A 20,740-nucleotide genomic window follows, 5' to 3' on the forward strand; every position below is an offset into this window, starting at 1 on the left:
TCACAGTGCGATTCGCATCGCGGTTCCCGGATGGTGCCTGAGAAGTTCACCGTGCCCGGCGGGCGCCGGTCCCGGCCAGGGGTTTTCCGGGATGCTCAGTAGTTTCTGGGGTTGCCCGGCTGGTCGAAGCCGAACTCGTCCTCGTCGTCGTACCGGGGGTACGCGCCGGGGCGGGCGCCGCGCGACGGCCCGGTCGGGTCGTCCATCAGCGATTGTGCAGTCCGCGGGTCCATCGCCGGAGCACCTGAGGCGTCGACACCCAGGGCGGAACGCAACTCCTGCTCCCGCTCGGCCATGCCCTCGCGGATCACCTCGGCCACCTCGCGCAGGCCGTCGCCGAACGAGGCCAGCGAGGAGGAGAACGAGTCGCTCATCCCGGCCGGGGAGTACTGCTCGACCGTCTTGGTCAGCTTGCGCACCGCGTAGACGCCGGCACCGGCGCCGACCGCGATCCAGAAGAGCCTGGCCATCGTTCAGCTCACCTCCGCTTGCCGGCGGCCTTGCGGCCCCCGATCGCCTGACGCACGCCGTAGGTGAACGCGGCGACCTTGACCACGGGCGAGCCGAGCGTGGCCGCGAACAGGGCGGTCAGCGCGGAGACGTTGGTGGACACCTGGGCCACGTTGTTCGTGATCGTGTCGACCTTGCCCAGCTGCTGGTTGGTCGAGGCCACGGTGGTGGTGACCTCGGACAGCAGCGGCAGGGCGCCGTCGGAGAGGCTGCGCACCGTGTTGCGCGTCTCGTCCAGCACCTTGCCCAGCTTGATCAGGGGGATCGCGATCACGCCGACCAGGAGGACGAAGGCTATGGCTGCGATCAGCCCGGCGATGTCGCCCACCATGAGTTATCCCTTTCATCGCCCGCTGAGGATTCGCAGTCGGCGGGGAGCACGGAAAACCGGACAGATCCCGGCCGAACGGGGTTGACCCTATCGTGGACCGGCGGTACCGCCGTCCCGGTGGTTGCGCGACACCCGTGTCCCGCGAACGGGTGACGGGGGTCAGCGCCGCCGGCCGCCTCCTCGCAGCATCGATCTCAGCCGGGCCAGACGTTCGGCCATACCCCGTTCTCCTCCCCGGTCGGTGGGCGCGTAGTACTCCCGGCCGGCCAGGTCGTCCGGCAGGTACTGCTGCGCCACCACCCCGTGCGGATGGTCGTGCGCGTACTTGTACCCCCGCCCGTGGCCGAGTTTCTTGGCCCCGGTGTAGTGCGCGTCGCGCAGATCGGGCGGCACCGGCCCGCCGAGCCCGGCCCGCACGTCCTGGGTGGCCGCGTTCAGCGCCATGTACGAGGCGTTCGACTTCGGCGCCATGGCCAGGTGCACGGTGGCCTGGGCCAGCACGATCCGGCCCTCGGGCATCCCGATCATCTGCACCGCCTGGGCCGCCGCCACCGCCACCTGCAGGGCGCTCGGGTCGGCCATCGCGATCTCCTCGGAGGCCGCGATCATCAGCCGCCGGGCGATGAACCGCGGATCCTCCCCGGCCTCGACCATCCGGGCCAGGTAGTGCAGCGCCGCGTCCACGTCGGACCCGCGGATGCTCTTGATCAGCGCACTGGTGATGTCGTAGTGCTGATCGCCCTCCCGGTCGTAGCGGACCATCGCCTTGTCCACGGCCTGCTCGACATCCGTCACCGTTATCTCGGGGATCTCGGCCACCTCGCCGTCGGCGTTGACCCGCTCCCGGCTGAGCGCACTGCCCGCGGCGGCCTCCAGCGAGGTCAGCGCCCGGCGGGCGTCTCCGGTGGCCAGCCGGACCAGGGCGGCCGCCGCCTCCTCGCCGAGCCGGACCGTGCCGTTCAGCCCGCGCTCGTCCTGCACCGCCCGCTGCAGCAGCGCCTCGATGTCCTGGTCCTCGAGCTGGCGCAGGGTCAGCAGCAGCGAGCGCGACAGCAGCGGCGAGATGATGCTGAACGAGGGGTTCTCGGTGGTGGCGGCCACCAGGATCACCCAGCGGTTCTCCACCCCCGGCAGCAGACCGTCCTGCTGGGACTTGGTGAACCGGTGGATCTCGTCCAGGAAGAGAACGGTGCGGGTCTCGGACCGGTCGCGCAGCTCACGCGCCTCCTCCATCACCCGCCGCACGTCCTTCACTCCGGCCGTGACCGCCGACAGCTCGACGAACCGGCGGCCACCGGTGTTGGAGACGACGTGGGCAAGGGTGGTCTTCCCGGCACCGGGTGGACCCCAGAGAATGACGGACGCGGGGCCCGCCAGCCCGTCGGCACCCTCGGCAAGGCGGCGCAGAGGCGAACCAGGACCGAGCAGATGCCCCTGCCCCACCAGTTCGTCGAGTGCGCGGGGACGCATCCGCACCGCGAGCGGAGGACGGTCACCGGAACCGGCGTGGCCGAGGCTGCCGGGGCGGACAGGGTTGAACGCCGCGGAGGCCCCAGGTTCGGGAGCCGCCGCGTTGTCGGAAGTGAACAGATCGGCCATCGATCGCAGATTATCCGCCGCCACCGACAGAACCCGAACGGCGGGAGCGGGTCCGGATGCCTCACGTCGATTCAGGCGACTCGAGCCAGTCCAGAACGGGGCCCTGGTTCAGGGTTGGGTCCGGTTCAGGGTTCAGGGTTCAGGGCTGGGCCCGGCTCAGAACGAAGTCGGTTCAGAGTTGGCTGGTGCGGCGACCACGAACCTTGACCGGTTCCACGCCAGGCCATTCAGTCCAGCAGTGGGGGAACAAAGAGCGCTGGGGCAACACCAAGTTCACCCGGTACCGGATCCGGCCCGCGCAACCGGTCACCCGGTGAACGTTCGTGGCCGTCGCACCAGGTTCAGAAGCAGCCTGACTCGAAACCGGCCTGGCTCAGCACTCGGCCTAGATCAGCACTCGGCCCGGCTCAGCACTCGGCCCGGCTCAGTGCTCGGCCTGGCTCAGTGCTCGGCCTGGTTGAGAAACTGGGCCGCCCAGAGCGGACCGGTTCAGAACTGGCCAGGCTCGAACCGGCCCGGCTCGGAAGCAACCCTGACCCGACCCCGGCCAGGCTCAGACCGGTCTGGCTCAGAACCGGCCCTGCGACTCGTCCCGCCGCCGACCACGCGCGCCACGCCGGCCCTGCTCGCCTGCCCCGTCGTGCCCGTAAGGCCCGTCGTGCCCATGAGGCTGGCTGGGCTCGCCGGATTCGCTGTTTCGGGACACCCTGCCGTACCCACCGGACCTGGTGTTCTGGGGAGTCTCGCTGTACCCGCCAGGCTGGCCACTGCCGTACTCGCCAGGCCTGGTGTCCTCGCCAGTCACGTCGTACCCGCCACTTCCGTACTGCCCGCTGTACTCACCGGACCTAGCGCCCTCGTCAGTCACGCCGTACCCGCCGGGCCCGCCACTTCCGTACGCCCTGCCGTACTCACCGGACCTGGCGCCCTCGTCAGTCGCGCCGTGCCCGCCGGGCCCGCCACTTCCGTACGGCCCGCCGTACTCACCGCGCTTGGCGTCCTCGTCAGTCACGTCGGACGCGCCAGGCTCGCTGCTTCCGTACGCCCTGCCGTACTCACCGGGCCTGGCGTTCTCGTAAGGCGTGCTGGACTCCCCCGGTTCGCCGGGCCCGTAAGACTCGTTGTCCCCGCTTTGCCCGGAAGGCCTGTTGTCCGCCTCAGGCCGAACACCGTCGTCACCTCGGCCGCGCTGGTCCGGCCGAACGTTCTCATCGGGCCGGGTGCGCTGATCAACTCGCCCGCGCCCGTCGGGCCGGGTGTTCTCGTCACGCCGGTTGTTCAGGAGCCACTCGATCCCGAACGAGAGCCCGCCCGCGACCACCCCGAGGACCAGGCCGGGAACGATGCCGTTGCCGAGCAGCAGGTTGACCACCACCACGAGGACCAGGACGGCCACCGCGACGATCAGGCAGCGACGCAGCCGCGCGCTCACCGCGAACTCCTGGGGCAGACGTGTCTCATGAGCATCACCCTAGAGGCCCGAAGAGGGGACAGTGCGAGCAGTCGCCGCCACCCCGAACGGTGCGGTCACCCAGTCAGGCGACCACACCTTGGGGGTAACTCCCGGCCCCTAGGGGCTGGGGGACCTCAGTTGAATTACTCGCCGCCGCCCCCACCGCTGTCGCCGCCACCATCCCAACCGCCGTCGCTGTCGGAACCACCGTTACCGCCGTTGGCGGTGGACGGGTTGCCGCGCCGGGAGGACCTGCGGGCCGACGGGAAGACCGTGAGCCCGAGCAGGTAGGCGGCGATCCCCACCACCATGGCCACGCCTACATGCACGCCGGCAGCTACGGCGGCGATTCCGACCGCCAGAGCGAGGATGAACGGGACCGGGCTGTTCCTGCGTCGTGTGCGAGCCATCTCTACTCCTCCTGAGCGCCGTCGGGCTTCCTGCCCGGTTTCTCTCTACCTCTACTGAGATGCAGAGGGGATCGAGAAAGTTCGGCGCAATCAGAACGAATTACCAGGAACCGCCGCCCCCACCGCCGTCTCCTCCCCCACCGCTGCTGCCACCGGCGTCGCCACCCGAGCTGTGCCCACCACCGCTGGAACTGTGGCCGCCCCCGCCGTCGTACCCACCGACGTCCCCAGTTGTAGTGCTGGCGATCCCCGTACTGCCCGTGACCCCGGTAGAACCCGAGCTTCCCCGCGAACCCGACGACCGACGTCCGCCGGTGGGCCCAGGGGCGCGAGTGGACTGCCGCTCCCAGATCGAGCCGACCACGAACGCGCTCACGAAGGCGACCGCCGTGATCAGCACCGCCACTTCGGGCTCGGCGCCGACCACCACGCTGGTCAGGCCGGCCAGGACGGCGAAGATCACTTCTAGGATCAGCACCTGCGTCTTACGGTCCATCGCTCCCCCTCTGCCGAGAACTGCCCAAAGAACCTACGGGCGCAGTACGCGTTCCGATCCCCCAAGGGCAGCACCGAGGCAGCAAAGCCAGAAAGTCCCGGCCCGCATTGTGCGGGCCGGGACCTCATCGATCCTGATCAGTTGCTGGAGCCCCCTCCGTCGGCGCCCCCGCTCAGGCCGTCGGAGTACACCGGGACATTGTGGATCACCCCGTTTCCCGGCTGGTACATCTGATCCCGACGGCTACCGGCCGCCGGGGATCCCGGCCGGGCCACCCGACGCGACGGTCCGCGGCCGGCCGACCGGTCCCGGCACAGGATCGCCCCGCCCATCAGCACTGCGGTTCCCACCAGACCGGGCAGCAGTTCCCCACCGGCCGCGCACCAGGCCCAGACCGCCAGCGCGCCGACCAGACCGAAGCCCAGCACCCGCAGCGCCCACTTCCGGATCGTGTTCATGCCTACCCCCACTTCGTGAACCTGTGAGCCCCCTCACATCAGGATCGGGCAATGATCGCCCCCGGAAGAAGGGGCAAACGGGTGAGTCCGGCCCGCAACCATCTGCGAGCCGGACTCAACCGGGCTGTCTGGAGGTAACTCAGGCCTTCGCGGCCGGCTCACCCTGATCAGCAGCGCCCTCGGCCTTCGGCTTCGACGGCACGAAGTCCACCCCGGCCTCCTTGCGCTGGGCCTTGGTGATCGGCGCCGGGGCGGCGGTCAGCGGGTCGTAGCCGCCGCCGCTCTTCGGGAAGGCGATCACCTCACGCAGCGACTCGGCACCGGCCAGCAGCATCACGATCCGGTCCCAGCCGAAGGCGATACCGCCGTGCGGCGGGGCGCCGAACTTGAAGGCGTCGAGCAGGAAGCCGAACTTCTCCTGCGCGTCCTCCTCGCTCAGGCCCATCATCTTGAACACCCGCTCCTGCACCGAGCGCTGGTGGATACGGATCGACCCACCGCCGATCTCGTTGCCGTTGCAGACGATGTCGTAGGCGTAGGCCAGGGCGTTGCCCGGGTCGGACTCGAACTTCTCGATCCACTCCGGCTTGGGCGAGGTGAAGGCGTGGTGCACGGCCGTCCAGGCGCCCGAGCCGACCGCCACGTCACCGCTGGCCACCGCGGCCGAGGCCGGCTCGAACAGCGGGGCGTCGACGATCCAGACGAACTCCCAGCGGTTCTCGTCGATCAGGCCGCAGCGCTTGCCGATCTCCAGCCGGGCGGCGCCGAGCAGGGCCCGGGCCTCGGAGGTGATGCCGGCGCCGAAGAAGACGCAGTCGCCCGGCTGGGCGCCGACCGCCTCGGCCAGGCCCGCGCGCTCGGCCTCGGAGATGTTCTTGGCCACCGGGCCGGACAGCGTGCCGTCCTCGGCGATCAGCACGTAGGCCAGACCGCGGGCGCCGCGCTGCTTGGCCCACTCCTGCCAGGCGTCCAGCTGACGGCGGGGCTGCGAGCCGCCACCGGGCATCACGACCGCGCCCACGTACTCGGACTGGAACACCCGGAACGGCGTGCCGGCGAAGTACTTGGTCATGTCGACCAGCTCGTTGCCGAAGCGAAGGTCGGGCTTGTCCGAGCCGTAGCGGGCCATCGCGTCGGCGTAGGTCATCCGCGGGATCGGCGCGGTGATCTCGTGGCCGATCAGCTTCCACAGCGCGGTGACGATCTGCTCGCCGACCGCGATCACGTCGTCCTGCTCGACGAACGACATCTCGATGTCGAGCTGGGTGAACTCGGGCTGGCGGTCGGCCCGGAAGTCCTCGTCGCGGTAGCAGCGGGCGATCTGGAAGTAGCGCTCCATCCCGCCGACCATGAGCAGCTGCTTGAACAGCTGCGGGCTCTGCGGCAGGGCGTACCAGGAACCCGGCTTCAGCCGGGCCGGCACCACGAAGTCGCGGGCGCCCTCGGGGGTGGAACGGGTCAGGGTCGGCGTCTCGATCTCGACGAAGTCCTGGTCCAGCAGCACGTTGCGGGCGGCCTGGTTGACCTTGCTGCGCAGCCGGATGGCCGCGGCCGGGCCGCTGCGGCGCAGGTCGAGGTAGCGGTACTTGAGCCGGGTCTCCTCGCCGACCTCGATGTGGTCGTCGAGCTGGAACGGCAGCGGGGCGGACTCGTTGAGCACCTCGACCTGGCTGGCGATCACCTCGATCGCACCGGTGGCCAGGGCCGGGTTCTCGTTGCCCTCGGGCCGCGGCGAGACCTCACCGGTGACCCGCAGGCAGAACTCCGAGCGCAGGCCGTGGGCCACGGACTCGTCGCGGACGACCACCTGGGCCACGCCGGAGGCATCCCGCAGGTCGACGAACGCCACCCCGCCGTGATCCCGGCGGGAGGCGACCCATCCGGTGAGGATGACGGTTTCGCCGACGTGGCCGGACCGCAGGGATCCGGCCGTATGGGTGCGCAGCACGGTGAGGCCTCTCGAAAGTAAGTCTGATCCTGATTGGACGCACGCGATTCTACGGACGCACGCGGCCGGGTTCACGCGGGTTACCGCCCGCGCGCGCCGCGCTTGCTCTTTGCTTCGAACATATGTTCGAATGCGGGCATGCGCTGGGACGGACAGCGGGTCGGCGGTGCCGTCCCCGGACCGATCGGAGGGACCGGTCCGGGGGCGGCTCCGGCGCTGCCCGACGCTTCAGCGCTACCTGGCCTGGACGCTCCGGCAATGCGGGCGATCAGTGGATTGCTGCGCACCGTCACCACGCCGGAGTTCACGGGCATCACGTTCCACGAGGTGGCCGCCCGCAGCGCGCTGAACCAGGTTCCGCCCGGCTCACCCATGCCGTTCCGGTACACGCTCAACCCCTATCGCGGGTGCTCTCATGCCTGCGTGTACTGCTTCGCCCGAGGCACGCACTCCTACCTGGAGCTGGACACCGGGGCCGGGTTCGACAGCGAGATCGTGGTCAAGCTCAACCTGGCCGAGGTGCTGCGGCGCGAGCTGGCCCGGCCGTCCTGGTCGCGCGAGCACGTGGCCATGGGCACCAACACCGATCCGTACCAGCGCGCCGAGGGCCGCTACCGGCTGATGCCCGGGGTGATCCGGGCGCTGGCCGAGTCGGGCACCCCGTTCTCCATCCTGACCAAGGGCGGTCTGCTGCGCCGCGATCTGCCGCTGCTGCAGGAGGTCTCGGCCGCGGTGCCGGTCGGGCTGGGCCTGTCCATCGCGATCTGGGACGAGTCGCTGCACCGCAGTCTGGAACCGGGCACTCCCAGTCCCAGGGCCCGGCTGGAAGTGGTCCGCGCCGCCCGGGCCGCCGGGCTGCCGTGCGGGGTGTTCCTGGCGCCGGTCCTGCCCTGGCTCACCGATTCCGAGGAGCATCTCGACGAGGCGATCGGCCGGCTGGCGGGGGCCGGAGCCACCGGAGTCACGGTGGTGCCGCTGCACCTTCGGCCCGGCGCCCGCGAGTGGTTCTTCACCTGGCTGCAGCGCGAGCACCCCAAGCTGGTCCGGCGCTATCGCGAGCTGTACGGCAAGGGTGCCTACGCGTCCAAGGAGTACCGCCAGTGGCTGGGCGGCCGGGTGCAGCCGTTGCTCCGCCGGCACGGGATCAGCAACAGCGGGCCCACCTCCGGCATCGACCGGGCAACTTCGGCCGGCCGAGGCGCCGGTATGGACGGCATCCCGGGAGACCCCGAAAGCCGTTTTCCCACCGGCAGTCTGCCCGCCGCCGCAAACTCCTCCGGCACCCCGGCCCGCGAACAACTCACACTGCTGTAGAGCGTCCTCAGCCGGAAACCCCGTCTACATCACGGCCCGCAGGAACTCGTTGTCCCGGCGCTCGCGCCCGATCGTCGTCGGCCCGCCGTGCCCGGGCAGCACCAGCGTCGCGTCGTCCAACGGCAGCACCCGCTCCCGCAGCGAACGGTTCATCGCCTCCGGGTCCCCACCCGGCAGATCCGTCCGGCCGACCGAGCCCGCGAACAGCACGTCGCCGCTCAGCATCGTCGAGGTCAGCCCGGCCTCGGCCGCCATCCCCTCGGGCAGCCCGTCCAGGCTGAACATCACCGAACCCTCGGTGTGCCCGGGCGCATGCACCACACCCAGGTCCAACCCGGCCAGCGACAGCCGTTCCCCGTCGGCGATGGTGCGGATGTCGTCCGGTTCTTTCCAGCCGGTCTTGCCGTACTGCTGGCGCAGCATGTCGCCGAACGCCTCGGGCAGCGAACTGAGCGGATCCCGCAGCCGGTACCGGTCGTCCCCGTGCACGCTCAGCGCCACCCCGTGCGCCCCGCAGACCGGGGTCACCGAGAACACGTGGTCGATGTGGCCGTGCGTGACCAGGACCGACGCCGGTTTCAGCCGGTACTCGCGCAGGACCTCGGAGAGCTGCTCGAGCACCGCAACCCCGGGATCGACGATCACGCACTCCTCACCCGCCGCCGGGGCGAGGATGTAGCAGTTGGTACCGAACACCTCTGAGGGGAACCCGAGCACGAGCATTCTCCGAGCCTACTGGCCACCCGATTCGGCCCCGATCAGGGCGGCAGATGCGCTACCGTCCACCGCTCGGCACGTCGTGGCAGCTCACTGCGCCGATCGCACACCCTGTACCCCCTAGACTGCCTAACGGGTGACCCGCGGCAGGGGCTACAACAGCTGGAGGGAAGCACGTGACCCCGAAGAATCGGGAGCGCGCGTACGAGAAGCGTCGTTACGAGGAGTGGCAGGAACGACAGGCTTCGAGACATGCGCACACCCGGCAGGTCCGGCAGAGACTGGCCGTCGGGGGCGGTGCGCTGCTCGTCGTGGTCGTGATGGTCGTGGCGTTCCTGCTGATGAACGAGAGCTCCGACGACGAGACGGCGCCACAGGCCGGCAGCACTCCCGCCGCCTCGCAGCCGGCCTCGTCCGGTCCGGATGCCTCGGCTCAGAGCACGGCGAAGTCCACGTGCCCGGCGGTGGAGGTCAAGGCCCCGGACAGCCCGAAGCAGTTCGACGCCGTACCGGACCAGAGCCTGGCCGAGGGCAAGGACTGGACGCTGGAGATGAAGACCACCTGCGGCGACATCCAGATCACGCTGGACGGCAAGGCCGCGCCGCAGGCCGTCTCCTCGATGATCCAGCTGGCCCGGGACGGGTTCTACGACGGCTCGCCCTGCCACCGGCTGACCACGGCCGAGCGGTTCGAGGTGCTGCAGTGCGGTGACCCGACCGGGACCGGCACCGGCAGCCCGGGCTACAGCTACGGGCCGATCGAGAACGAGCCGAGCAAGACCTTCGAGTCCGGCGGCACCAAGTTCCACACGTACGAGAGCGCAACGGTGGCGATGGCCCGGGCCGGTGGCGACGGTGAAAGCATGGGCAGCCAGTTCTTCCTGGTCTACGGCGACACCGACATCCCGGACGACGCCGCGGGCGGCTACACCGTGCTGGGCAAGATCACCAAGGGCCTGGACGTGGTGCAGCAGGTCGCCGAGGGCGGGGAGAGCACGGGCACCGGGGACGGCGCACCGGTGTCGGCCGTGTCGATCGTCTCGACCAAGGTGTCCGGATGAGACGAAAGGCAAGGCCGGGCAGCATTCACGGGGCTAGCAAGGCATACGGGTTTTACATGGGTGGCGAAGCAGAAGGCGTGAGATCGTGACCGGACAAGTATGGGGCCGCGCGGACGAGGACGGCACCGTCTGGGTGCGGACGGCCGACGGGGAGCGCAAGGTCGGCCAGTACCCGGGTGTCAGCCAGGACGAGGCGCTGGCCTACTTCGTGCGCAAGTACGAGGACCTGGCCGCGCAGGTGAGCCTGCTGGAGCAGCGGGTCAAGGCCGGGCAGGTCTCCCCCGCGGACTCCGAGACCACCATCAAGCGGCTCGAGCCGTCCATCAAGGACGCCAACGCCGTGGGTGACCTGGACGGGCTGCTCACCCGGCTGACCGGGCTGGCCCCGGCGGTGGAGCACCTGCGCGAGGAGACCCAGCGGGCCAAGCAGGAGGCGCGGGCGGCGATCGTCGCCGAGCGCACCAAGCTGGTCGAGGAGGCCGAGGGACTGGCCGGGGCCGACCCGCAGCGGATTCCCTGGAAGAGCTCGGGTGACCGGCTGCGGGAGCTGTTCGACGAGTGGCGCCGCCTGCAGAAGGAGTCGCGCCTCGACAAGCACACCGAGGACGAGCTGTGGAAGCGGTTCAGCCACGCCCGCACCACCTTCGACCGTAAGCGCCGGCACTACTTCGGCGCGCTGGACGAGGAGCGGCACGCGGCCAAGGCGGTCAAGGAGGAGCTGATCTCCGAGGCCGAGGCGCTGAGCACCTCCACCGACTGGGGCAACACGGCGGCCGCCTACCGCGACCTGATGGCGCGCTGGAAGTCGGCCGGCCGGGCCGCGAAGAAGGACGACGACGCCCTGTGGTCGCGGTTCCGGGCCGCGCAGGACGCGTTCTTCTCGGCCCGGCAGAACGCGAACTCCGCGCTGGACGCCGAGTTCGCGGGCAACCTGCAGGTCAAGGAGCAGCTGGCCGAGGAGGCCGAGCGGATCCTGCCGGTGAAGGACATCACCGCCGCCAAGGCCGCGCTGCGGGAGATCCAGGTGCGCTGGGACGAGGCGGGCAAGGTGCCCCGCAACGACATGCAGCGGATCGAGGGCCGGCTGCGCCGGGTCGAGCAGGCCGTGCGGGACGCCGAGCAGGACAAGTGGAAGCGCACCAACCCCGAGGCCAAGGCCCGGGCGAGCGACATGGTCACCCAGCTCGAGCGCACCATCTCCGACGCCGAGGCCGACCTGGCCAAGGCCCAGGCCTCGGGTAACGCGCGCAAGATCAAGGAACTCGAGCAGTCGCTGGCCTCCCGGCGCGCCTGGCTCGAGCAGGCTCAGCAGGCGATGAGCGAGTTCACCGACTGAGCACTCCCACCGAAACGGCGTCCGTCCGGAGCGAAAAGCTCTGGGGCGGGCGCCGTTCGCGTTTTCCACAGTGCCCGGGTCGGCGAGACCAGCCACTCATCCACAGGCCCGCTTGGCAACACGCGAGTAGGGTCTGCGACCAGGCAGCCTTGCTCAGGTGGAAATGCGTGACGCTGAAGGACCTTTGCTGGTCTCCGGGCTGGACGAGCGCGATGCGCTGCTGCGCGACGGGCTGGCCCGGGAAGTGCTTGATCTGGTGGTGGTCTCGCCGCTGACCCCGGTCACCCCGGAGATCAGGGCTCTGGCGGTGCGGGAGAAACTCGGCGAGTGGGAGACTGCGGCCCATCGCGGCCGGGCGGTCGGGTTCGCTACTGCAGCATGGATTCTCACCGGCTCGTGGGCGGATCCGGTAGCCGGCCCGCAGAGGCTGGACCTGATCATCGGCCGCAATCGCCGCTCCCCGCGCCTGAAAACGGCTCGGGCGCGGCAGATCGACGTACCTACCGAGCATTTGCAGACCATCGAGACCCTGCAGGTGACCCGCCCGGTGCGGACCGCGGCGGACGTCGCCCGTGATCTCCCCTGCGATCAGGCGCTTGCCCTGCTGCGGCTGCTCCAGGAACTGCACGACGTGCATCCGCCCCAGGTCCTCGACCTGCTGTCGTTCATGCCCTACGCGCGGGGCGCCGCGGTGGCCCGGGAAGTGGTGCGGGAGTGGTCAGAACTGCGCTGAGTTTCTTGCTTTGAGGACGCTCGAACTGGCCTGGGTGGCCAGCGCCGGGTTGCGTACTTACGGACGTCCGGAGCCGGCCGAACTGCCGACTCCGGTTTCGTGCTGGTTCAGTCCAGGTCGGTGTCGCTGCGGCGCCCGGTGATCCGGTACGCGTCGAACACCCCGTCCACCCGGCGCACCGCCGCGATGACATGGCCCAGGTGAGCCGGGTCGGCCATCTCGAAGGTGAAGCGGGAGATCGCCATCCGCTCCCGCGAGGTGGTCACGTTCGCCGACAGGATGTTCACGTGCTCGTCCGAGAGCGTGCTGGTCACGTCGGACAGCAGCCGGTTGCGGTCGAGCGCCTCGACCTGGATCTGGACCAGGAACACGCTGGCCTGGTTCGGCGCCCACTCGACCTGGACGATCCGGTCGGGTTCCTCGCGCAGCCCGGTGACGTTGTTGCAGTCCTCCCGGTGCACCGAGACCCCGGACCCCCGGGTGACGAAGCCGATGATCGGGTCGCCCGGCACCGGGGTGCAACATCGGGCCAGCTTGACCCAGACGTCCTCGACGTCCTTCACCACCACGCCCGGGTCGCCCATCCGCGGCCGGCGCGGGCGCATCGGGGTGACCGTCTCGGCCAGGTCCTCCTCGGTCCCGGCCTCGCCGCCGGCCGAGTCGACCAGCTTCTGCACCACGTGCCCGGCCGAGATCTGCCCCTCGCCGACCGCCGCGTACAGGCCCGACACGTCCTGGAAGCGCAGTTCGGTGGCCAGGCCCATCAGCGCCTCATGGGTGAGCAGGCGGCGCATCGGCAGGTTCTGCTTGCGCATCGCCTTGGTGATCGCGTCCTTGCCGGACTCGATCGCCTCTTCCCGGCGCTCCTTGGAGAACCACTGGCGGATCTTGTTCTTGGCCCGCGGGCTGTGCACGAAGTTCAGCCAGTCGCGGCTGGGGCCCGCGGCGTCCGTCTTGGAGGTGAACACCTCGACCACGTCGCCGTTGTCGAGCGCGCTCTCCAGCGGCACCAGGCGGCCGTTGACCCTGGCCCCCATGCACCGGTGCCCCACCTCGGTGTGCACCGCGTAGGCGAAGTCCACCGGGGTGGATCCGGCCGGCAACGCCACCACGTCGCCCTTCGGCGTGAAGACGTACACCTCCTGGGCCTGGATCTCGAACTGCAGCGACTCCAGGAACTCGCCCGGGTCGGTGGTCTCGCGCTGCCAGTCCAGCAGCTGGCGCAGCCAGGTCATGTCGGTGGCGTTGCCGGTCCCGGTGCCGGTCATGCCGTTCGCGTCGTCCTTGTACTTCCAGTGCGCGGCCACGCCGTACTCGGCCCGGCGGTGCATCTGGTGGGTCCGGATCTGGATCTCGACCGGCTTGCCCTCGGGACCGATCACCGTGGTGTGCAGCGACTGGTACATGTTGAACTTGGGCATCGCGATGTAGTCCTTGAACCGGCCGGGGACCGGGTTCCAGCGCGCGTGCAGCGCGCCCAGGACGGCATAGCAGTCGCGCACCGAGTCGACCAGGACCCGGATGCCCACCAGGTCGTAGATGTCGGCGAAGTCGCGGCCGCGCACGATCATCTTCTGGTACACGGAGTAGTAGTGCTTGGGCCGGCCGGAGACGACCGCCTTGATCTTGCCGGCCCGCAGGTCGGCCGAGACCTGCTCGCGGACCTGGGCCAGGTAGTCCTCCCGGGCCGGGGCGCGCTCGGCCACCAGGCGCACGATCTCGTCGAACACCTTGGGCCAGAGCGTGGCGAAGCTGAGGTCCTCCAGCTCCCACTTGATCGTGTTCATCCCCAGCCGGTGCGCCAGCGGGGCGTAGATCTCCAGGGTCTCGCGGGCCTTCTTCTCGGCCTTGTGCGCGGGGACGTAGCGCCAGGTGCGGGCGTTGTGCAGGCGGTCGGCGAGCTTGATCACCAGCACCCGGATGTCCTTGGACATCGCCACGACCATCTTGCGCACGGTCTCGGCCTGGGCCGCATCCCCGTACTTGACCTTGTCGAGCTTGGTGACGCCGTCCACCAGCATGGCGATCTCGTCGCCGAAGTCGGCCCGCAGGTCGGCCAGCGCGTAGTCGGTGTCCTCCACCGTGTCGTGCAGCAGCGCGGCGGCCAGGGTGGCCGGGGTCATCCCCAGCTCGGCGAGGATCTGGGCGACCGCCACCGGGTGCGTGATGTACGGGTCACCGCTCTTGCGCTTCTGCCCCGAGTGCGCCTTCTCGGCCACCTGGAAGGCCTTCTCGATGACCGTGACGTCGGCCTTCGGGTGCGCGTTGCGCACGCTGCGCAGCAACGGCTCCAGCAGCGGCGAGCTGGGGTTGCGGGAGGCGGCGCCGAGCCGGGCGATCCGGGAGAACACCCGGACCGGCGAGACCAGCGGTTCGCTGGAACGCGGACGCGGTTCGACGGCGCGCGGGGCGGTGGCCGAACGCTGCGGTTCGGCGGAACTGCCGGTGGAGTCGGGGCGAGCGGCCGGAGCCGGTACCGAAGGGCTCTGCCCAGCCGTCTCGGTGGTGCTCTCTTGGTCCTTCACGGTCGACAGCACAGGGCGGCCCTCCCGCCCTTCGGGGCGCGCCTGACGCGCAACCCTCGCTGCGACCTCTTCGGACACCCGATCCTCCCGACGTCGTACGTCTCGCGTGGAGACTCTTGCTGGACGAGTGTAGGGCCCGTGAAGCTCCCGTGCCTCGCCTCTCGGCAAGCTCAGAGCCTGCCTTGAGCTTGCCTCGCAGCCACTACCAGCGGTACCGGAGACCGATTCATTCCCGATTCTGCGGGTAACGGTCCCTTTCGTTCTTGACTAACCGCCCGACTCGAGCATTACGTGTTGAATACATCACGCTAGGTTAAACAAAAGGGACCGTACGCCCGAAAGGGCAGAAAAGCCTGCCCTCAGTAATGCAGCAAAGAATTCACCTGACGGCCGGCCAGCCGGTCCCGCCCGCCCAGGAATCCCAGCTCGACGAGGAACGACAGGGCCACCACCTCGGCCCCGACCTGCTCCAGCAGACCGGCCGCGGCTTCGGCGGTGCCACCGGTGGCCAGCACGTCGTCCAGCAGCAGGACGCGCTGGCCGGGTCGCACCGCGTCTTCGTGCACCTCGATCACCGCCGTGCCGTACTCCAGCGTGTACTCGGCCGAGACGGTGGCGTACGGCAGTTTGCCCTTCTTGCGGATCGGCACGAAGCCCACCCCCAGCGCCAGGGCCACCCCGGCGCCGAAGATGAAGCCCCGGGCCTCGACCCCGGCCACCACGTCGACCTCGGCCCCGCTGCCCGGCCGGTGCGCCGCCGCGAGGGCGTCGACCGCCTTCGCGAACAGCGCCGGGTCGGCCAGCAGCGGGGTGATGTCCTTGAACAGGATCCCCGGGGACGGGTAGTCCGGGATGTCCCGGATACCCGTCTCCAGTGTCTTCAGGAGGGTCTGGTCCCCGGTCACCGGCGCTTGCCCCGCTTCGGCTGGGCCCGCTGACCGGACGATTCCTTCCGGGTGGCCGGCCCCCGCCGCGAAGGTGCGGGTGTGGCGTTGACGACCGCGCTCCCACCGCCGACTCCGGCCCCGACCGCGGGACGGTCCTCGTCCTCGTCCGCGTCGTCCGGGGTACCGAAGTCCGGCACCGAGCCGGCCGCCGGGGCGGTGCCCTCGGCGCGCTTCTTCAGCAGCTTGCGGGTGTGCGCGACGATCTCCGGCTCACGCCGGCGCAGGTCGACCAGCAGCGGGGTGGCGATGAAGATCGAGGAGTAGGTACCGGCCGCGATCCCGATGAACAGCGCCAGCGAGATGTCCTTCAGGGTGCCCGCGCCGAGCACGAAGGCGCCGATGAACAGGATCGAGGCGACCGGCAGGAGCGCCACCACCGAGGTGTTCACCGAGCGCACCAGGGTCTGGTTGACCGCCAGGTTGGCGGCCTCCTCGAAGGTGCGCCGGGTGGAGGCGGTGACCCGTTCCGTGTTCTCCCGGACCTTGTCGAAGACCACCACGGTGTCGTACAGCGAGTAGCCGAGGATGGTGAGGAACCCGATCACCGAGGCCGGGGTGACCTCGAAACCGGTCAGCGCGTACAGGCCGGCGGTGATGATCAGGTCGTGGAACAGCGCGATCAGCGCGGCCACCGACATCTTCCAGGTGCGGAAGTACCCGGCGATGATCACCCCGACCAGGACCACGAAGATCAGCAGACCCTGGACGGCCTTCTTGGTGACGTCGCTGCCCCAGCTGGCCCCCACGAAGCTGGAGGTGATGTCGCCCTCCGGCACGTCGTAGGCCTCGGCCAGCGCGGCCCGGACCTCCTCGGTCTCGGCCGGGGTGAGCTTCTCGGTCTGCACCCGGACCCCGGAGTCACCGACCACGGTGACCCGGGCCTCGGCGCCGTCGACGACCGAGCTGACCGCGTCGGAACCGGTGATGGTGCTGGTGTCGGCGACCGAGGAGAGCTGGAACTCCGAGCCCCCGCGGAACTCGATGCCGGGGTTCAGCCGGATCAGGGCCAGCGACAGGATCGAGCCGACGACCATGGCGACGGCGATCGCGTACCAGATCTTGCGCTTGGCGACGAAGTCGAACGAGCGCTTGCCGGAGTGCAGGTCGTTACCGAAGGCGGCGAAGCTGAACATCAGGAGTTCCTCCCCGAGCCCGAAGTGGTGACGTGGTCCTGGCTGGACGAGCCTCCGGGATCGCCGGGCTCTGGTTCGGCGGCATCACCTCGGGCCGCGGCGGCCCGGCGGGCGGCGATGCTGTCGGAACCCCCACTGACGGCGGGGGCGGTGCGGGTGCGGCCTCGGCCGGCGTAGGCGCTGGGCCGGCCGAGCTGCTTGGCGCTGAAGCCGGACAGCGCGTGGCCGCCGGCGAAGAAGTGCGTGCGGGCCAGCAGCGTGACCGCGGGCTTGGTGAACAGGAACACGATGATGACGTCGATCAGCGTGGTCAGGCCGAGGGTGAAGGCGAAACCGCGGACCCCGCCGACGGCGACCAGGTACAGCACGATCGCGGCGACGAAGTTGACCGCGTCGGAGGCCAGGATGGTGCGCCGGGCGCGCTTCCAGCCGGCCTCGACCGCGGACTGCAGCGGCCGGCCCTCGCGGACCTCGTCGCGGACCCGTTCGAAGTACACGATGAACGAGTCGGCGGTGATACCGATGGCCACGATCAGACCGGTGACCCCGGCCAGACTCAGCCGGTAGCCCTCGGTCTCGCCGAGCAGCACCACCAGGCCGTAGGTCAGCGCCCCGGCCATGCCGAGGCTGAAGATGGTGACCAGACCCAGGGCCCGGTACTGCAGCAGCGAGTAGATCACCACCAGGACCAGGCCGATCAGGCCGGCCAGCAGGCCGCGCTGCAGCTGCTCACCACCCAGCAGGGCGGAGATCTGGTTCTCGGTCTGCACCTGGAACGAGACCGGCAGCGAGCCGAACTTCAGCTGCTGGGCCAGCAGCTGAGCGCTGTCCTGGTTGAAGTTGCCGGAGATCTCGGCGTTGCCGTCCCGGATCACCGCATTGGACTGCGGCGCGGAGACCACCAGTTGGTCGAGCACGATGGCGAACTGGTTCTGAGCGCCGGACAGGTTGAACAGTCGCTCGGTGACCTCACCGAACTTGTCGGCCCCCTCGGAGTTGAACTCCAGCTTCACCACCCAGGCACCGGTGCTGACACCGCTCTGGCTCGTCCCCAGGCCTGCCGAAGCGGTCTTGATGTCCGAGCCGGGCACCTCGACCGGGCCGAGGATGTACTTGAACGAGGCGTCCTGCTCGCAGGTGACCATCGGCTTGGCCGGGTCGACGTCGGTGCTCTGGATCTTGGTCAGGTCCTGGCAGGTCTCGGCCTCGAACTGCTGCTGCAGTTCGGGCGTGATCTGGGCCAGGTCGGAGGCGGTCCCGGTGGACGGGTCGGCGGTGGCCGGCGTCTCGGTGGCCGGGGTCTCGGTGTCGGCCGAGGCGGAAGCCGAGCCAGTCGGCTCGGTGGTGGGGGTGGCAGCGGCCTTCAGCCCCTGGGGGACCACCCTGTTGTTCTCGTCGGACTCCTCGGACTTCTCGTCCGTCTTCTCGGCCTTGTCCTTGTCGGCCTGGTCGGCCCCGTCGGCCTTGGGAGTGGCCGAGGCCGACGGGGTGGCGCCGGTCTCCGCGTCCTCGTCACCGGCCGACTCCGTCGGCGTGGTGGTGGGCATGCCCACGGCCGCGGCGATCAGCACCGGCCGGAAGTTCATCTGGGCCGACTGCTTGACCAGGTTCCGGGTCTCCTCGTCCGGGTTCCCGGGCAGCGACACGACGATGTTCTTGCCGCTCTGCGTGGTGATCTCGGCCTCGGAGACCCCAGAGCCGTCGACCCGCTGGCGGATCACGTTCACGGCCTCGTTGAGCTGCTCACTGGTCGGGGTGATGTTCTCCCCGTTCAGCGGCCTGGGCTCGAGGATGATCTCGGTCCCGCCCTCGAGGTCGAGGGCCAGGGCCGGGGTCCAGCCACCGTCCGAGGTCACCGTGCGGATGCCGACCACGGCATACACGACGGCCAGGATTGCGACCATGAACAGCAGAGCCCGACCTGGTCGGGAGGCGTTGCCGGATCGTGCCACGGTTGCGGCTCTCTTCTCGTCTTGTCTGTCGGTGAACGGCGGGTGCGCCGTCGCCGGTTGGGCCGGTCAGCGGCTGGTGGGGCCGCCGTCGGCGTCGGTGTTCTCAGGTGCGGCGTAGCCGGCCTCGGAGCGCACGTCCTCGGCCCGGACGTCCTCGTCGGCGTCTGCGGATTCTGCGGCCTCGGGCACCGGCGTGGAGACGACCTGCCCGATCGCGCGCTTGGTCCAGCGGGTGCGCACCCCGGGTGCGATCTCGAGGACGATCGCCTCACCGTCGACCTCGACCACCTCGGCGTACAGCCCGGAGGTGGTCATGATCTGGGTGCCGGGCGTGACCGAGTCCTGCGTCGCGAGCATCTCGCGTTGCTGCTTGCGGCCCCGGCTCACCATCAGCCAGAGCAGCACCAGGGGGATCGCCAGGATGATCAGTTCCACGTCGTCCCCCGCTCAGTCACAGCTGTCCTCATCGTTGTTCAACCTCTTCGTCCGCCGGTACCGGGAATGCGTTCCGCGACCCCAGGCCGGCCGGACTGCGGGTGGTTGCCTTTGGCACCAACCGACCATCATGCCCGACCTCGGGCCGCTCGTGCGCACGCATGCTTTCACAACGGGCTGAGGTCACCGTTCAGACGAGGCCTGGCCTGGGCTTTCGATCGAGAACTTCAGGCCGCAAGGTCAGGTCCCCGGGTCGGGCAACGGATCCTGCGCCATCCCCGCCCGCGAGGTGAGCGTGCCGCCGCCGGTACTCGCGCCGACCCAGGAATAGCCCGGGGGCGGGGTCAGGCCCAGGTGCTCCCAGGTGGCCGGGGTGGCGATACGCCCGCGCGGCGTGCGGCCCAGCAGACCTTCGCGCACCAGGAAGGGCTCGGCCACCGTCTCCACGGTCTCCGGCTCCTCCCCCACCGAAACGGCAAGGGTGGAGAGCCCGACCGGGCCACCGCCGAAACGGCGGCAAAGCGCTTCCAGCACCGAGCGGTCGAGCCGGTCCAGTCCTCGTTCGTCCACGGCGTACACCTCGAGCGCGGCCCGGGACGCGTCGAGGTCGAGCACCCCGTCGCCGCGTACCTGCGCCCAGTCCCGCACCCGCCGCAGCAGCCGGTTGGCGATCCGGGGCGTGCCCCGCGAGCGCCCGGCGATCTCGGCGCCGCCTTCCTCGGTGAGCTCGACCCCGAGCAGCTCGGCCGAGCGCCGCAGCACCCGCTCCAGCTCGGCCGGGGCGTAGAAGTCCAGGTGCCCGGTGAAGCCGAACCGGTCGCGCAGCGGACCCGGCAGCATGCCGGCCCGGGTGGTGGCGCCGACCAGGGTGAAAGGCGGCAGCTCGAGCGGGATCGCGGTGGCACCGGGCCCCTTGCCGACGATCACGTCGACCCGGAAGTCCTCCATCGCCACATAGAGCATCTCCTCGGCCGGGCGGGCCATCCGGTGGATCTCGTCCAGGAAGAGCACCTCGCCCTCGGTCAGCGAGGACAGGATGGCTGCCAGGTCACCGGCGTGCTGGATGGCCGGGCCGGAGGTGACCCGCAGCGGGGCGTTCAGCTCGTGGGCCACGATCATCGACAGCGTGGTCTTGCCCAGGCCGGGCGGGCCGGACAGCAGGATGTGGTCGGGGGTGGCGCTGCGGGCCTTGGCCGCGTCCAGCACCAGGCTCAGCTGCTCGCGCACCACCTGCTGACCCACGAAGTCAGCCAGCAACTGCGGCCGCAGAGCGCCCTCGATGACCCGCTCGTCCACGCTCGCGCCGGCCGCCAGCAGCTCGAGCGACTCGTCCGCCGCCGCCCGCGCGTCCTCACTCACCGCTGCACCGTCCCGCCTGGAGC

19 protein-coding genes are annotated in these 20,740 nt (G+C 70.0%); 4 read left to right on the forward strand and 15 right to left on the reverse strand.

Annotation, left to right across the window (positions count from 1 at the left end; genetic code table 11):
* Positions 1–95: 95 nt before the first annotated feature.
* The 8 genes from LR394_RS36235 to aspS form a co-directional block, all read right to left on the reverse strand.
* Positions 96–470, reverse strand: coding sequence for a DUF6167 family protein (locus LR394_RS36235; RefSeq protein ID WP_231449213.1), 375 nt, complete (start codon positions 468–470; stop codon positions 96–98).
* A gap of 8 nt (positions 471–478) precedes the next feature.
* Positions 479–841, reverse strand: a complete 363-nt coding sequence (locus LR394_RS36240) for a DUF948 domain-containing protein (protein ID WP_231449214.1) — start codon at positions 839–841, stop codon at positions 479–481.
* 159 nt (positions 842–1,000) lie between these two features.
* Positions 1,001–2,440: a replication-associated recombination protein A gene (locus LR394_RS36245; protein ID WP_231449215.1), complete on the reverse strand. Its 1,440-nt coding sequence runs from the start codon at positions 2,438–2,440 to the stop codon at positions 1,001–1,003.
* A 568-nt stretch (positions 2,441–3,008) separates the two neighbouring features.
* The gene (locus LR394_RS36250; RefSeq protein ID WP_231449216.1) at positions 3,009–3,872 is read right to left on the reverse strand and encodes a hypothetical protein; all 864 of its coding nucleotides are present in this window, start codon (positions 3,870–3,872) and stop codon (positions 3,009–3,011) included.
* Positions 3,873–4,036: 164 nt separating this feature from the next.
* Positions 4,037–4,303, reverse strand: coding sequence for a hypothetical protein (locus LR394_RS36255; protein ID WP_231449217.1), 267 nt, complete (start codon positions 4,301–4,303; stop codon positions 4,037–4,039).
* A gap of 100 nt (positions 4,304–4,403) precedes the next feature.
* Positions 4,404–4,799 (reverse strand): hypothetical protein, encoded by a 396-nt coding sequence (locus LR394_RS36260; protein ID WP_231449218.1) that lies wholly within the window; start codon positions 4,797–4,799, stop codon positions 4,404–4,406.
* 137 nt (positions 4,800–4,936) lie between these two features.
* The gene (locus LR394_RS36265; RefSeq protein ID WP_231449219.1) at positions 4,937–5,257 is read right to left on the reverse strand and encodes a hypothetical protein; all 321 of its coding nucleotides are present in this window, start codon (positions 5,255–5,257) and stop codon (positions 4,937–4,939) included.
* Between the two features lie 139 nt (positions 5,258–5,396).
* The gene (gene aspS, locus LR394_RS36270) at positions 5,397–7,205 is read right to left on the reverse strand and encodes an aspartate--tRNA ligase (protein ID WP_231449220.1); all 1,809 of its coding nucleotides are present in this window, start codon (positions 7,203–7,205) and stop codon (positions 5,397–5,399) included.
* Positions 7,206–7,343: 138 nt separating this feature from the next.
* On the opposite strand from aspS, the gene LR394_RS36275 reads away from it, so the two are divergent.
* A complete protein-coding gene (locus LR394_RS36275) occupies positions 7,344–8,519 on the forward strand; it encodes an Rv2578c family radical SAM protein (protein WP_231449221.1) in 1,176 nt (391 codons plus the stop codon).
* Positions 8,520–8,543: 24 nt separating this feature from the next.
* Here the strand turns inward: LR394_RS36275 and LR394_RS36280 are convergent, their stop codons facing one another.
* Entirely contained in the window at positions 8,544–9,242 is a 699-nt protein-coding gene (locus LR394_RS36280; RefSeq protein WP_231449222.1) for an MBL fold metallo-hydrolase, read from the reverse strand.
* A gap of 170 nt (positions 9,243–9,412) precedes the next feature.
* Here LR394_RS36280 and LR394_RS43450 point away from each other — a divergent pair, with 170 nt between their 5' ends.
* The 3 genes from LR394_RS43450 (at position 9,413) to LR394_RS36295 (ending at position 12,366) form a co-directional block, all read left to right on the forward strand.
* Positions 9,413–10,297, forward strand: coding sequence for a peptidylprolyl isomerase (locus tag LR394_RS43450; protein ID WP_231449223.1), 885 nt, complete (start codon positions 9,413–9,415; stop codon positions 10,295–10,297).
* 85 nt (positions 10,298–10,382) lie between these two features.
* On the forward strand, positions 10,383–11,633 hold the full coding sequence (locus tag LR394_RS36290) for a DUF349 domain-containing protein (protein ID WP_231449224.1): 1,251 nt from the start codon (positions 10,383–10,385) through the stop codon (positions 11,631–11,633).
* A gap of 157 nt (positions 11,634–11,790) precedes the next feature.
* Complete coding sequence (locus LR394_RS36295; RefSeq protein ID WP_231449225.1) at positions 11,791–12,366, forward strand: hypothetical protein; 576 nt, start codon at positions 11,791–11,793, stop codon at positions 12,364–12,366.
* A 107-nt stretch (positions 12,367–12,473) separates the two neighbouring features.
* Here the strand turns inward: LR394_RS36295 and LR394_RS36300 are convergent, their stop codons facing one another.
* The 6 genes from LR394_RS36300 to ruvB all read right to left on the reverse strand — a co-directional run bounded on the left by LR394_RS36300 (position 12,474) and on the right by ruvB (position 20,675).
* The gene (locus tag LR394_RS36300; protein ID WP_407937190.1) at positions 12,474–14,717 is read right to left on the reverse strand and encodes a RelA/SpoT family protein; all 2,244 of its coding nucleotides are present in this window, start codon (positions 14,715–14,717) and stop codon (positions 12,474–12,476) included.
* A 533-nt stretch (positions 14,718–15,250) separates the two neighbouring features.
* Entirely contained in the window at positions 15,251–15,796 is a 546-nt protein-coding gene (locus tag LR394_RS36305) for an adenine phosphoribosyltransferase (RefSeq protein ID WP_331283127.1), read from the reverse strand.
* Positions 15,793–16,971, reverse strand: coding sequence for a protein translocase subunit SecF (gene secF / locus LR394_RS36310; RefSeq protein ID WP_231449226.1), 1,179 nt, complete (start codon positions 16,969–16,971; stop codon positions 15,793–15,795). The genes LR394_RS36305 and secF overlap by 4 nt, the downstream gene beginning before the upstream one ends.
* Positions 16,971–18,875 (reverse strand): protein translocase subunit SecD, encoded by a 1,905-nt coding sequence (gene secD, locus LR394_RS36315; RefSeq protein WP_231449227.1) that lies wholly within the window; start codon positions 18,873–18,875, stop codon positions 16,971–16,973. Before secD ends, secF begins: the two co-directional genes overlap by 1 nt.
* Positions 18,876–18,989: 114 nt before the next feature.
* Entirely contained in the window at positions 18,990–19,358 is a 369-nt protein-coding gene (yajC, locus tag LR394_RS36320; RefSeq protein ID WP_231449228.1) for a preprotein translocase subunit YajC, read from the reverse strand.
* A 240-nt stretch (positions 19,359–19,598) separates the two neighbouring features.
* Complete coding sequence (gene ruvB, locus LR394_RS36325) at positions 19,599–20,675, reverse strand: Holliday junction branch migration DNA helicase RuvB (RefSeq protein ID WP_231449276.1); 1,077 nt, start codon at positions 20,673–20,675, stop codon at positions 19,599–19,601.
* Positions 20,676–20,740 lie beyond the last annotated feature (65 nt).

Source organism: Kineosporia babensis, from assembly GCF_021129305.1.
Taxonomy (GTDB): Bacteria; Actinomycetota; Actinomycetes; order Actinomycetales; family Kineosporiaceae; genus Kineosporia; species Kineosporia babensis.

Coding starts and splice junctions, on each gene's coding strand:
- secF (WP_231449226.1), bottom strand. CDS start 16,971: ATGTTCAGCTTCGCCGCCTTCGGTAACGACCTGCACTCCGGCAAGCGC.
- LR394_RS36265 (WP_231449219.1), bottom strand. CDS start 5,257: ATGAACACGATCCGGAAGTGGGCGCTGCGGGTGCTGGGCTTCGGTCTG.
- LR394_RS36235 (WP_231449213.1), bottom strand. CDS start 470: ATGGCCAGGCTCTTCTGGATCGCGGTCGGCGCCGGTGCCGGCGTCTAC.
- LR394_RS36240 (WP_231449214.1), bottom strand. CDS start 841: ATGGTGGGCGACATCGCCGGGCTGATCGCAGCCATAGCCTTCGTCCTC.
- LR394_RS36275 (WP_231449221.1), top strand. CDS start 7,344: ATGCGCTGGGACGGACAGCGGGTCGGCGGTGCCGTCCCCGGACCGATC.
- LR394_RS36255 (WP_231449217.1), bottom strand. CDS start 4,303: ATGGCTCGCACACGACGCAGGAACAGCCCGGTCCCGTTCATCCTCGCT.
- LR394_RS36260 (WP_231449218.1), bottom strand. CDS start 4,799: ATGGACCGTAAGACGCAGGTGCTGATCCTAGAAGTGATCTTCGCCGTC.
- LR394_RS36245 (WP_231449215.1), bottom strand. CDS start 2,440: ATGGCCGATCTGTTCACTTCCGACAACGCGGCGGCTCCCGAACCTGGG.
- LR394_RS36280 (WP_231449222.1), bottom strand. CDS start 9,242: ATGCTCGTGCTCGGGTTCCCCTCAGAGGTGTTCGGTACCAACTGCTAC.
- secD (WP_231449227.1), bottom strand. CDS start 18,875: ATGGTCGCAATCCTGGCCGTCGTGTATGCCGTGGTCGGCATCCGCACG.